Genomic DNA, 11,691 nt, shown 5'->3' with positions numbered 1-11,691 from the left:
TCAGGCTTCTATTTGGGTTTCGAAGCGCCCGGCTGCTTCGGCTCCTTGTGGCCGCCGAAACCCGCGCGCATCGCGGAAAGAATTTTTTCGGCGAAGGTGTGTTCCTTGCGGGAACGGAAACGTGTGTAGAGCGCCGCGGTCAGGACTTCGGCCGGCACGGCCTCGTCGATCGCAGCATTCACGGTCCAGCGTCCTTCGCCGGAATCCTCCACGAAGCCCGAATATTCCGCCAGCTGCGGGCTGTCGGCGAGGGCGGTCGAGGTGAGATCGAGCAACCAGGACGGAATCACGCTGCCGCGCCGCCACACTTCGGCGATGTCGGCGAGATCGAAGTCGTAGCGATGATCCGCCGGCAGGGCGTCGATATTGGCGTTCTTGAGGATGTCGAAGCCTTCGGCATAGGCCTGCATCAGGCCGTATTCGATGCCGTTGTGGATCATCTTGACGAAATGCCCGGCGCCGACCGGGCCGGCATGGATATAGCCCTGCTCGATGCGGGGATCGCGCCCCTCGCGTCCTTCGGTGCGGGGAATGTCACCCGCGCCCGGCGCAAGCGCGGCAAAGATCGGATCGAGCCGGTCGACCACGGCCTTCTCGCCGCCGATCATCATGCAATAGCCGCGGTCGAGGCCCCAGACGCCGCCCGACGTGCCGACGTCGACATAGTGGATGCCGCGCGCCTTCAGCGCCTTGCCGCGGCGGACATCGTCCTGCCAGAAGGTGTTGCCGCCGTCGATGATGACGTCGCCTTCCTGCATCACCTTTGCGATCGTATCGATCGTCGTCTCGGTGATGTGGCCCGCCGGCAGCATCACCCAGGCGGTGCGCGGCCGCTCCAGCTTCGAGATGAATTCCTCGAGTGTCGCCGAGCCGACCGCGCCGTCTGCGGCAAGGCCCGCGACGGCCTTGGTGTCCTTGTCGTAGACCACGGTCGAATGTCCCTGGCGCATCAAGCGGCGAACGATGTTGCCGCCCATCCGGCCGAGGCCGATCATGCCGAGTTGCATGTGAGAGATTCCCTTAATTCAGTGCGTCGTTGAGCGCAGCATTGAGCGCGGCGAGACCTTTCTTGAGCCCGCCCTTCAGGTGGACACGCAGCGCGCGCCGCCCGCGTTCGGTGAGCACGTCGAAATCGCCCCGCGCCTGTGCCGCCTTGATCACGCCGAAGCTCGCCTTCTGGCCCGGCACGGACAGGTCCTTGGCGTCGTCAGCGGTGATCTGGAGGAACACGCCGCTGTCGGGCCCGCCCTTGTAGGCCTGGCCCGTGGAGTGCAGGAAGCGCGGGCCGAACTCGGCGCAGGTCGCGACATGCCGCTTCTCGCGCACCTCGAGCCGCATCGCCTGGAGGGCATCGATGGTGGCCTTGTCGCGCGCGATGTAGCCGAGCAGGGCAACGTAATCGCCATCGCCTGAGCGCGAGAGGTGCGCCTTCAGCCAGGAGGTGAGGTCGCCATTGGCGCCGGCAGCGCGTAGCGCCGTGGCGTTGGCCTCGTCGGTGTAGAGATCGGCCTCGACCGTGCTGACCACGGGCTGTTCGTCCGGCAGCGCGCCGGTCTTCTCGAACGAGGCCGTGAGCTCGCGGGTCTTGATCTTGGCCGCTTCGACGTCGGGCTGGTCGAACGGGTTGATGCCGAGGATCGAGCCCGCCACCGCCGTCGCCATCTCGAAGCGGAAGAACTCCTGGCCGAGATGGTCGATCGACTTCATCGCGATGCGCACGACGGGATGGCCGGCCGCTTCGATTGCGGCAAGCTGGGAGTCGTGTGCGGCGTCGGCTTCGCCCTCGATGCGGATGTCGATGAAGAAACGGTCATTGCCGTAGACCGAGGGATCGCCGAGCGGCTCGCCGTCGATCGGGATCAGGCCCTTGCCCTCCTTGCCGGTCGATTCCGCGATCAGCTGCTCGGCCCAGGCACCGAAATCGGCGATCTTCTTCGACGACAGGATCGTCACCTTGTCGCGGCCTTCGAGCGCGGCAAGCCCCATGGCAAGGCCGAGCTGCACGCCCGGGTTTTCGGACGGCGGCACGTCCGGTCCGCAGGAGCGGGCCATGGAGAGCGCGTGCCTGACGAAGGTCTTGACGTCGATGCCGGCGGTCGCCGCCGGCACCAGCCCGAACGGCGAGAGCACCGAGTAGCGCCCGCCGATCGAGGGCTCGCCATGGAAGATGCGGGCATAGTTCAGCGTCTTCGCCGCCTTCTCCAGCGACGATCCGGGATCGGTCACCGCGATGAAGCGATGGCCGGTCTTCACCTTGGAGCCGACCGCCTGCGCGACGCGCTCATGGAAATAATCCTTCATCGCGTTCGGCTCGGTGGTGCCGCCGGACTTGCTGGAGACGATGAACACGGTGTTGGCGATGTCGATCTTCCCCTCCATCGCCCGCACCTGCGCGGGATCGGTGGAGTCAAGCACGTGCAGCTTGGGGAAGCCGGGCTTCTTGCCAAAGGTCTCGGCCAGTACCTCGGGTCCGAGGCTCGATCCGCCCATGCCGAGCACGACGGCGTCGGAGAATTTCTGGCCCTTCACGCGGCCCGCATAATCCTCGTAGTCGGCGACATCGGCCTTGGCCGCGCTGTCGAGCCAGCCGAGCCATTTGTCCTCGTCGGTGCCGGTCCAGACCGACTTGTCGCGCTGCCAGAGCCTGCGGATTTTTGCCGAGGCACGCCATTCCTCGGTGCTCTTGGCCACGGCCTTGCCGAGCCCGTCGCCGAGCGATAGCTGCTGGCGGTCGAGCGCCGGCCCGAGCACGGTGGCGCGCTTGTGCGCGACCGCGCCGTAGAGCTTGTCGGCGGCGTCCGCAAACAGCTTGACGCCGTCCTTGACCAGCTCCTCGGTGATCGCATCGAGCGAGATGCCCGAGCGCTCCAGCTCCTCCAGCACGCGCCTTGCGTCCTCGACATTCTCTTCCAGGCTGTCGCGCGGCTTGCCGTGGTCGCGGAACGCATCCAGCGTCGCCGGCGGCACGGTGTTGATGGTGTCGGGGCCGATCAGCTCCTCGACATAGAGGACGTCGCTGTAGTCCTTGTTCTTGGTGCCGGTCGACGCCCACAGCATGCGCTGCGGCTTGGCGCCCTTGGCGGCGAGCTTCTCCCAGCGGGGACCTGCGAACAGGCGCTTGTAATCCTGATAGGCGACCTTGGCGTTGGCGATTGCGACCTTGCCCTTGAGGGCGGCAAGCCTCTCCTTTTCGGATGGGTCATTGGCGCGCGCGATCTTCTCATCGAGCTGCTTGTCGACGACGCTGTCGATGCGGCTGACGAAGAAGCTCGCAACGCTTGCGACATGCGAGGGGTCGCCGCCGCCTGCGACATATTTTTCCAGGCCCGCGATATAGGCCTCCGCCACCTGGAGGTAGACGGCCTTGGAGAACAGCAGCGTGATGTTGATGCTGATGCCGTCGCCGATCAGCGTCTCGATCGCCGGAAGGCCTTCCGGCGTCGCCGGCACCTTCACCATCAGGTTCTTGCGGCCAACGTCCTTCCACAGACGCCGCGCCTCGGCCACCGTGCCGGCGGTGTCCATCGCCAGATAGGGCGATACCTCGAGGCTGACATAGCCGTCGCCGCCCTTGAGGCGGTCATAGACCGGGCGCAGCACGTCGGCGGCATTCTGGATGTCCTCGACCGCGACGGCTTCGAACAGGTCGGCCACGGTCCGGTCGCCGCGCTTCAGCGCCTTGCCGATCGGGGCGTCATATTCGTCCGAGCTGCCGATCGCCTTCTCGAAGATCGACGGGTTCGAGGTGACGCCCTTGACGCCATCGGTGTCGATCAGCCGCTTCAGGTCGCCCTTGGCGATGAAGCCGCGGGCCAGGAAGTCCAGCCAGACGGCCTGTCCGTGCTTTTCCAGTTCTTTGACGGGATTCATGGTGCTTATTTATCTCCAAGCCTGCGGGCGAGGGGTTTCCGCGCCGGTCCTGACGCGCTATCCTCTAGCTTACATGCTCCCGGGAGGGAACCAATCAAGCGTGTGGGAGTCATACCTCTAGTGTAACTCCGTCGCGATCATGGCGATCCAGGCGGCAGTGGCTGTGTTGCGTAAAAAGTCGTTGGCCGGGAAAGTTTCGGCCGAGGTCTCGTTGCGTAGCGTCTGTCGGCCGCTGCACAGCCGGTCTTCAGTGGATTCCGATCCGCCGGATACTTTGTGGCTCGGTCGCGAATGGCCATGCTGGGGGAAAGCATGCACCTGCATCCTGACGGCTCTCCGTCCGCCGTCTCCGACAGCCCGCAGTCGGTCGCGCCGACCGTGCGCGTCGATGCGCCACACGATCTCGAAATCAACCAATGCGCAACGCGTTCGCGGCTGCTGGTCGCGGCGGGTTTCGCGATGATGCTGTTCAGCGCGAGCCTTGCCTTCGACTGGTGGGACAGCCTCGGCGACTACGACACGACGGTCGGCTATACCGGCGTCGCGGTGTTCGGCCTGATCACCGGCTGGCTGATCTGGCTGCTTCCCGGCGAACGTGGGCCGGTGGTGATCGTCACCCCCTACGGCATCCGCGATCTCCGCATCGGCAATGAATTTCTGCTGTGGGAGTCGATCGCGGAGATTTCGACCGAGGAGCGCCGCGGGCACAGGATGATCGTGCTGACGCCGACGCCGGCATTGCAGCGGCAGCTCTGCTGTATTCGCGGCAGGAGCCGGGCAGCGTCGCGCGGCGCGCAGGACGATCGGATCGTCATTTCCACCGAGGGACTGGCGACCGATTTTGATACATTGCTGCGCGCTTGCCGCGAGTGCCATGCCGCCAGCGATGCACACACCGCATTGCGGCGAGACCGCGATCAAGGCACGCAAGACGCGGGTGCACAAGGCTCAGGTGCACAAGGCTCAGGTGCACAAGGCTTGGCCGTACAAGCGTCATAAAGCTGCCGCCGGCTGGCGACTATGCTGCACCGCCGGATGAGCTGATCCCCGGTAATGCCCGGATGTGGCGGCCGAGTGACATTTTCTGGAAATGAGCGAAGATATACATAGATTCGCATAAATAACAGGCAGGTGCCTGTTCGTAACTCACCCGGTTGCCTACGTTGTGCGTTGCGTCGAGTCGGCCCCCGGGTGTCCAATGACTGTCATGTGCTCACGCTGATTCGAGAAGCGGCCTGAGGAACGGTCCAGTAACTGCTTTCGTTTCAGCTTGTAGCGGAACTCACGCGGAGAGGGATCATGTATAACGATTCTCTATTCAACGCTTTCGCTCGGTCGTTCGAGGCGAGAAGCCAGCACGACATGTCGATGGCGGAATATCTGGAATCGTGTCGAAGCGATCCCATGAAATACGCGAACGCGGCCGAACGACTGCTAGCAGCAATCGGTGATCCGCAGACGATTGACACGGCCAAGGACCCACGCCTTGGCCGTATTTTTTTGAACCGCACCATCCGCACCTATCCGGCCTTCGCCGGCTTCTACGGCATGGAAGAAACCATCGAGCGCATCGTCGGGTTCTTCCGCCACGCGGCGCAGGGCTTGGAGGAGCGCAAGCAGATCCTCTATCTGCTCGGCCCCGTGGGCGGCGGCAAATCCTCGCTCGCCGAGCGGCTGAAGTCGCTGATGGAAGTGCAGCCGATCTACGTGCTCAAGGCCGGCGATGAACTCTCGCCCGTGTTCGAAAGCCCGCTCAGCCTGTTCGATCCCGATCATCTCGGACCGATGCTGGAGGAGAAATACGGCATTCCGCGCCGCCGTCTCACCGGCCTGATGAGCCCGTGGTGCTACAAGCGGCTGGAAGCCTTCGGCGGCGATATCTCGCAATTCCGCGTCGCCAAGATCCAGCCGTCGCGACTGCGTCAGATCGCGGTCTCCAAGACCGAGCCGGGTGACGAGAACAACCAGGACATCTCGTCGCTGGTCGGCAAGGTCGACATCCGCAAGCTCGAGACCTACGCGCAGAACGATCCCGACGCCTACAGCTATTCGGGAGGCCTCAATCGCGCCAACCAGGGCATCCTCGAATTCGTCGAGATGTTCAAGGCGCCGATCAAGATGCTGCACCCGCTGCTCACCGCAACGCAGGAGGGCAATTACATCGGCACCGAGAACATCGGCGCGATCCCGTTCACCGGCGTGATCCTGGCGCACTCCAACGAGGCGGAGTGGGCGAGCTTCAAGGCCAACAAGAACAACGAAGCCTTCATCGACCGCATTTGCGTGATCAAGGTGCCTTACTGCCTGCGGGTCGCCGAAGAGCAGAAGATCTACGAGAAGCTGATCCAGGGCTCCGAGCTCGCGTCCGCGCCGTGCGCGCCGTCGACACTGGAAACGATGGCTCGGTTCTCGGTGATGTCGCGCCTGCGCAAGCACGAGAATTCCACGCTGTTCGGCAAGATGCGGGTCTACGACGGCGAAAGCCTGAAGGAATCCGATCCCAAGGCACGAAGCGTCCAGGAATACCGGGATGCCGCCGGTGTCGACGAAGGCATGGACGGCGTGTCCACGCGCTTTGCCTTCAAGATCCTGGCTGCGACCTTCAACCATGATCCGCAGGAGGTCGCCGCCGATGCCGTGCACCTGATGTACGCGCTGGAGCAGTCGATCCGCCGCGAGCAGCTGCCGGAGGAAACCGAGAAACGTTACCTGGAGTTCATCAAGGCGGAGCTGGCGCCGCGCTATGCCGAGTTCATCGGCAACGAGATCCAGAAGGCTTATCTCGAATCCTACTCGGATTACGGTCAGAACCTGTTCGACCGCTACGTCGACTACGCCGACGCCTGGATCGAGGATCAGGACTTCAAGGATCCCGACACCGGCCAGTTGCTCGATCGCGAGCTTTTGAACCAGGAATTGACCAAGATCGAGAAGCCGGCCGGCATCGCCAATCCGAAGGATTTCCGGAACGAGGTGGTCAAGTTCTCGTTACGGGCCAGGGCTCAGAACAGTGGCAAGAATCCGACCTGGACCTCCTACGAGAAGATTCGCGACGTGATCGAAAAGCGGATATTCTCCCAGGTCGAGGACCTGCTTCCGGTCATCTCCTTCGGGTCGAAGAAGGACGGCGAGACGGAGAAGAAGCACGGCGAGTTCGTCGCACGCATGGTGGAGCGCGGCTACACCGAGCGTCAGGTTCGCCGGCTCGTCGAATGGTACATGCGTGTGAAGCAGGCCGGTTGAGGCGGATGAAAAAGTGCCGATTCACATTATTGACAGGCGCCTGAATCCAGGCGGCAAGAGTCTTGAGAACCGTCAGCGGTTCTTGCGTCGGGCCAAATCCCTGGTGCAGGGCGCCGTCAAGAAGACCTCGCAGGAACGCGACATCAAGGACGTCCTGGAGGGTGGTGAGGTCACGATCCCGCTGGACGGGATGCACGAGCCGCGTTTCCGCCGCGAAGGCGGAACGCGCGACATGGTGCTGCCCGGGAACAAGAAGTTCATCGAGGGCGACTATCTGCAGCGCTCCGGCCAGGGCAGCGCCAAGGATTCCGGTCCGGGCGAAGGCGACAGCGAGGACGCCTTCCGCTTCGTGCTGTCCCGCGACGAGTTCGTCGATCTCTTCCTCGACGACCTCGAACTGCCGGATCTCGCCAAGCGCAAGATCGCGCAGACCGAGAGCGAGGGCATTCAGCGCGCCGGCTACACCACGTCGGGCTCGCCCGCCAACATCTCGGTGAGCCGAACCGTGAAGCTCGCGCTGGCGCGCCGCATCGCGCTCAAGCGTCCCCGCAAGGAGGAGATCGAGGAGCTGGAAGCCGCAATCGCCGCCTGTACGGACGAGGACGAGCGTACCGAGCTCATCGCCCAGCTCGAAGCGCTGAAAGCGAAATCCAAGCGCATTCCCTTCATCGATCCGCTCGACATCCGCTACCGCCGTTTCGAGACGGTGCCGCGGCCGGTCGCGCAGGCCGTGATGTTCTGCCTGATGGACGTCTCCGGCTCGATGTCCGAGCACATGAAGGACCTCGCCAAGCGCTTCTACATGCTGCTCTACGTGTTCCTGAAGCGCCGTTACAAGCATGTCGAGATCGTCTTCATCCGCCACACCGACCGCGCCGAGGAGGTGGACGAGCAGACCTTCTTCTACGGTCCGGCCTCGGGCGGCACGCTGGTCTCCAGCGCGCTGCAGGCGATGCACGAGATCGTGCGCGAGCGCTTCAATCCGTCGGACTGGAACATCTACGCCGCGCAGGCCTCCGACGGTGACAATTCCTATTCCGACGGCGAGCTCACCGGACTGCTGCTGACCGACAAGATCCTGCCGGTCTGCCAGTTCTTCGCCTATCTCGAGGTCGGGGAGTCAGGCGGCAGCGCCTTCGATCTTTCCGACTCCTCGCTCTGGACCCTTTACGAGCGCCTGCGCAACAGCGGCGCACCGCTCTCGATGCGCAAGGTCTCCGAGCGCAGCGAGATCTTCCCGGTGTTCCACGATTTGTTCCAGCGCCGCGAAACTGCTCAGGAGAAAGCCGCTCCATGACGGCACGATTGTTCGAAGGCGCGGATTGGGACTTCCATACCTTGCAGCGCATCACCGACGCCTGCGAGGAGGTGGCGTTGAAGGATCTCGGGCTCGACGTCTATCCGAACCAGATCGAGGTCATCACCGCCGAGCAGATGCTGGACGCCTACTCGTCGGTCGGCATGCCGCTGTTCTACAAGCACTGGTCCTTCGGCAAGCATTTCGCGTTTCACGAGGCCTCCTATCGCAAGGGCCTGATGGGCCTCGCCTATGAGATCGTGATCAACTCCTCGCCCTGCATCTCCTACCTGATGGAGGAGAACACGGCGACGATGCAGACGCTGGTGATCGCGCACGCCGCCTTCGGCCACAACCACTTCTTCAAGAACAATTATCTGTTCAAGCAGTGGACCGACGCCGACGGCATCCTGGACTATCTCGACTTCGCCAAGAACTACGTCATGCAATGCGAGGAGCGCTACGGCCGCACCGAGGTCGAGCGCACGCTCGACGCCGCGCATGCGCTGATGTCGCACGGCATCGACCGCTATCCCGGCAAGAAGAAGCTGGACCTGCGCGCCGAGGAGAAGCGGGCAGGGCGCCGCCGCCAGCACGAGGAAGAGGTCTTCAACGATCTCTGGCGCACCGTGCCGGCCGGCAAGAGCAAGAGCCGTTCGACGCTCAGCATCGAGCGGCGCCGCAAGCTGCTCGGGCTGCCGCAGGAAAACCTGCTCTATTTCCTCGAGAAGAGCGCGCCGCGGCTGGCGCCATGGCAGCGCGAGCTCTTGCGCATCGTCCGCCACATCGCGCAATATTTCTATCCGCAGAGTCAGACCAAGGTGATGAACGAGGGGACGGCCACCTACGTCCACTATCGCATCATGACCAAGTTGCATCAGCAGGGCCGCATCACCGACGGCAACTTCCTCGAATTCCTGGGCTCGCACACCAACGTGGTGTTCCAGCCCGAATTCGACGATCCGCGCTTCTCGGGCTTCAACCCCTATGCGCTCGGCTTCGCCGTGATGCAGGACATCGAGCGCATCGTCACCAATCCGGAAGACGAGGACCGCGAATGGTTCCCCGACATCGCCGGCAGGAACGACGTGATGGGCGTGCTGCGCGACGTCTGGGCCAATTACCGCGACGAGAGCTTCATCGGCCAGTTCCTGAGCCCCAGGCTGATGCGGCACTTCCGCATGTTCCATCTCCATGACGATCCCGAGGAGCGCGCCGGCATCCGCGTCGATGCCATCCACGACGAGCGCGGCTTCCGCCGCGTGCGGCGCGAATTGGCGCGGCAGCACGACGTCGGCTACATCGACGCCAATATCGAGGTGGTCGACGTCGATCTCTCCGGCGACCGCCGGCTGATCCTGCATCACCACGTGATCAAGGGCTCGCAGCTCAACGAGACCGACGCCAAGCGCGTGCTGCAGCACCTGGCCGATCTCTGGACCTACGACGTCGCGCTGATCGAGGTCGACGCCAACGACAAGGTTTTGCGCGAATACGTCGTCAGCCCGCGCCCGATTCCGGCGGCGGTGGCCTGAGGGCGGACGGTAGGTTCTGCATCGACGCGGCGGGACGCTTTCCTGCAGCCATCCTTCGAGACGCCCGCCTTCGGCGGGCCCTCAGGATGAGGGCGGAATGTGCGGCGGCGATTTCAACACGCGGGGATGCTGAGCCTCATCCTGAGGAGACCGCGAAGCGGTCGTCTCGAAGGACGAGGCGCTTGCACCAGCCACCAAGAACGTTCTACGCCGGCCGCTTCTTCGCCGGCTTCTTCTTCGACGCATTCAGCTCCACCGCCGCGCGGATCAGCGCCTTCAACGCCTTCTCGTCGATCTTCTCGCCCTCGCGAATATCGATCGCGCGGCGCACATTGCCGTCGAGGCTGGAATTGAACAGGCCCGCCGGATCGTCCAGCGCCGCGCCCCTGGCGAAGGTCAGTTTCACCACAGCCTTGTAGGTTTCGCCGGTGCAGATGATGCCGTCGTGCTCCCAAACGGGAACGCCGCGCCATTTCCATTCCTCGACGACGTCAGGATCGGCCTGCTTGATCAGGCCGCGGACCCGCGCGAGCATTTCGCCGCGCCAGTCGCCGAGCTCCCTGATCCTGCCGTCGATCAGCCTGGAAGGCGAAGCGCCGTCCGCGTCCTTCGCGCTGCTCTTCTTCGCCGCCACGGCCTTCTTCATGACCTCGCCTCGCTGTGCGCGCCGCCGCGCCGGCCAAGATAAGGCAGCGCGAACAGATACAGCCCGGTCGCGAGCAGCGGGATCAGCGGAACGAGCGCCAGGAAGCCGATCCAGGCGGCATCGAGCTGCATGGTCATGGCGACGATGTTCGCGGTGACGGCGAGCGTGAAGGCGATGGACAGCCAGCGATGGATCTGGCGAACCCACATATTCCCGGTCAAGAAAACCTCCTCTTGAGATGATCGAATGAAGGTCGGTGACGGCGCTACTCGGCCCGCGCCAGCAGCTCGTCCAGCTTGTTGAAAAACTGCTTCCAGCCGGCATGCGCGCCGCCATAGGCCTGCTTCTGCGTCGGACTGAAGCCCGCCTGCTCGACGCGCAGATGCGTGCCCGCGCCCGTCGGCGTCAGCGTGAACGTCACCACGCTCTTGAGATCGAAGGCGGCGTCCTCGTGCGAGAAATTCCAGGTATAGGCGAGCGTCTTCTGCGGCTCGATGGTGAGCACCTCGCAGTCCAGCACGCCGCCCCATTCGCCGCGCAGGTTGAAGCGATGGCCGACCTCCGGCTTGAAGTCGTTCTTCATCAGCCATTCCTCGATCAGATGCGGCTGCGTCAGCGCGCGCCAGAGCCGCTCCGCCGGGAAGGCGAACTCGCGCTCGACGACGACGGATCGTGTTTCGGTCATTGGTCCATCCTCTTCAGGAGATCATCGAGAGCGTCGAGCCGGTTCTGCCAGAAGCCGGCCATCTGGCTGGTCCAGTCGACCAGCGGATTGAGCGCGCCGGGCTGCGCGCTGTAGTGGGTCTGGCGTCCCTCATGGCGGTCGCGCACCAGGCCCGCCTGCTTCAGCGCGCCGAGATGTTTCGAGACCGCCGGCTGGGAAACGCCGGACCGCAGCGTTAGTGCCCCGACCGTCTGCTCGCCCTCGCGGCACAGCCGTTCGAAGATCGCCCGCCGGGTCGGATCGGCGAGGGTCCTGAACAGGAGGTCGTGGGTGGCGGACATGCGAGATCCATAACTCAGAAGTTATGGATTAACTCATAACCGTGGGGTTATGGATGAGTCAAGTGCCAAGAGGAGGATTATGATATGGCGGGCCG

Annotated in this window: 10 protein-coding genes; 4 read left to right on the top strand and 6 right to left on the bottom strand. The window is 63.8% G+C overall.

Annotation, left to right across the window (positions count from 1 at the left end; translation table 11 throughout):
• Positions 1 to 8 precede the first annotated feature (8 nt).
• Both gnd and JQ603_RS12820 read right to left on the bottom strand, forming a co-directional pair.
• Positions 9 to 1,007 carry a phosphogluconate dehydrogenase (NAD(+)-dependent, decarboxylating) gene (gene gnd, locus JQ603_RS12825; protein WP_212339816.1) on the bottom strand — a complete coding sequence of 333 codons (999 nt, stop codon included), beginning with the start codon at positions 1,005 to 1,007 and terminating at the stop codon, positions 9 to 11.
• Positions 1,008 to 1,020: 13 nt separating this feature from the next.
• Positions 1,021 to 3,870: a bifunctional transaldolase/phosoglucose isomerase gene (locus JQ603_RS12820; protein ID WP_212339815.1), complete on the bottom strand. Its 2,850-nt coding sequence runs from the start codon at positions 3,868 to 3,870 to the stop codon at positions 1,021 to 1,023.
• Positions 3,871 to 4,161: 291 nt separating this feature from the next.
• Here JQ603_RS12820 and JQ603_RS12815 point away from each other — a divergent pair, with 291 nt between their 5' ends.
• The 4 genes from JQ603_RS12815 (at position 4,162) to JQ603_RS12800 (ending at position 9,945) form a co-directional block, all read left to right on the top strand.
• Positions 4,162 to 4,869 carry an STM3941 family protein gene (locus JQ603_RS12815; protein ID WP_212339814.1) on the top strand — a complete coding sequence of 236 codons (708 nt, stop codon included), beginning with the start codon at positions 4,162 to 4,164 and terminating at the stop codon, positions 4,867 to 4,869.
• A gap of 300 nt (positions 4,870 to 5,169) precedes the next feature.
• Complete coding sequence (locus JQ603_RS12810; protein ID WP_212339813.1) at positions 5,170 to 7,113, top strand: PrkA family serine protein kinase; 1,944 nt, start codon at positions 5,170 to 5,172, stop codon at positions 7,111 to 7,113.
• A gap of 19 nt (positions 7,114 to 7,132) precedes the next feature.
• Entirely contained in the window at positions 7,133 to 8,410 is a 1,278-nt protein-coding gene (locus JQ603_RS12805) for a YeaH/YhbH family protein (protein WP_212339994.1), read from the top strand.
• Positions 8,407 to 9,945 carry a SpoVR family protein gene (locus JQ603_RS12800; RefSeq protein WP_212339812.1) on the top strand — a complete coding sequence of 513 codons (1,539 nt, stop codon included), beginning with the start codon at positions 8,407 to 8,409 and terminating at the stop codon, positions 9,943 to 9,945. The genes JQ603_RS12805 and JQ603_RS12800 overlap by 4 nt, the downstream gene beginning before the upstream one ends.
• Positions 9,946 to 10,150: 205 nt before the next feature.
• Here the strand turns inward: JQ603_RS12800 and JQ603_RS12795 are convergent, their stop codons facing one another.
• From JQ603_RS12795 to JQ603_RS12780, 4 genes are read right to left on the bottom strand one after another with little or no spacing between them, the layout of a single operon-like run.
• On the bottom strand, positions 10,151 to 10,591 hold the full coding sequence (locus JQ603_RS12795; RefSeq protein ID WP_212339811.1) for a DUF1801 domain-containing protein: 441 nt from the start codon (positions 10,589 to 10,591) through the stop codon (positions 10,151 to 10,153).
• A complete protein-coding gene (locus JQ603_RS12790; protein ID WP_433996638.1) occupies positions 10,588 to 10,800 on the bottom strand; it encodes a hypothetical protein in 213 nt (70 codons plus the stop codon). The genes JQ603_RS12795 and JQ603_RS12790 overlap by 4 nt, the downstream gene beginning before the upstream one ends.
• 56 nt (positions 10,801 to 10,856) lie before the next feature.
• On the bottom strand, positions 10,857 to 11,276 hold the full coding sequence (locus tag JQ603_RS12785) for an SRPBCC family protein (RefSeq protein WP_212339809.1): 420 nt from the start codon (positions 11,274 to 11,276) through the stop codon (positions 10,857 to 10,859).
• Positions 11,273 to 11,596: an ArsR/SmtB family transcription factor gene (locus JQ603_RS12780; RefSeq protein WP_212339808.1), complete on the bottom strand. Its 324-nt coding sequence runs from the start codon at positions 11,594 to 11,596 to the stop codon at positions 11,273 to 11,275. Before JQ603_RS12780 ends, JQ603_RS12785 begins: the two co-directional genes overlap by 4 nt.
• Positions 11,597 to 11,691 lie beyond the last annotated feature (95 nt).

The sequence above is a fragment of the Bradyrhizobium liaoningense genome, from assembly GCF_018130825.1.
GTDB lineage: Bacteria > Pseudomonadota > Alphaproteobacteria > Rhizobiales > Xanthobacteraceae > Bradyrhizobium > Bradyrhizobium liaoningense_B.
The sequence above is the reverse complement of the archived record's forward strand: the minus strand, read 5'-3'. Positions and strand labels throughout refer to the sequence as shown.

What these genes read in the sequence shown, in the direction of transcription:
- gnd (WP_212339816.1), bottom strand. Translation starts at nt 1,007, where the DNA reads ATGCAACTCGGCATGATCGGCCTCGGCCGGATGGGCGGCAACATCGTT.
- JQ603_RS12820 (WP_212339815.1), bottom strand. Translation starts at nt 3,870, where the DNA reads ATGAATCCCGTCAAAGAACTGGAAAAGCACGGACAGGCCGTCTGGCTG.
- JQ603_RS12815 (WP_212339814.1), top strand. Translation starts at nt 4,162, where the DNA reads ATGGCCATGCTGGGGGAAAGCATGCACCTGCATCCTGACGGCTCTCCG.
- JQ603_RS12810 (WP_212339813.1), top strand. Translation starts at nt 5,170, where the DNA reads ATGTATAACGATTCTCTATTCAACGCTTTCGCTCGGTCGTTCGAGGCG.
- JQ603_RS12800 (WP_212339812.1), top strand. Translation starts at nt 8,407, where the DNA reads ATGACGGCACGATTGTTCGAAGGCGCGGATTGGGACTTCCATACCTTG.
- JQ603_RS12795 (WP_212339811.1), bottom strand. Translation starts at nt 10,591, where the DNA reads ATGAAGAAGGCCGTGGCGGCGAAGAAGAGCAGCGCGAAGGACGCGGAC.
- JQ603_RS12790 (WP_433996638.1), bottom strand. Translation starts at nt 10,800, where the DNA reads ATGTGGGTTCGCCAGATCCATCGCTGGCTGTCCATCGCCTTCACGCTC.
- JQ603_RS12785 (WP_212339809.1), bottom strand. Translation starts at nt 11,276, where the DNA reads ATGACCGAAACACGATCCGTCGTCGTCGAGCGCGAGTTCGCCTTCCCG.
- JQ603_RS12780 (WP_212339808.1), bottom strand. Translation starts at nt 11,596, where the DNA reads ATGTCCGCCACCCACGACCTCCTGTTCAGGACCCTCGCCGATCCGACC.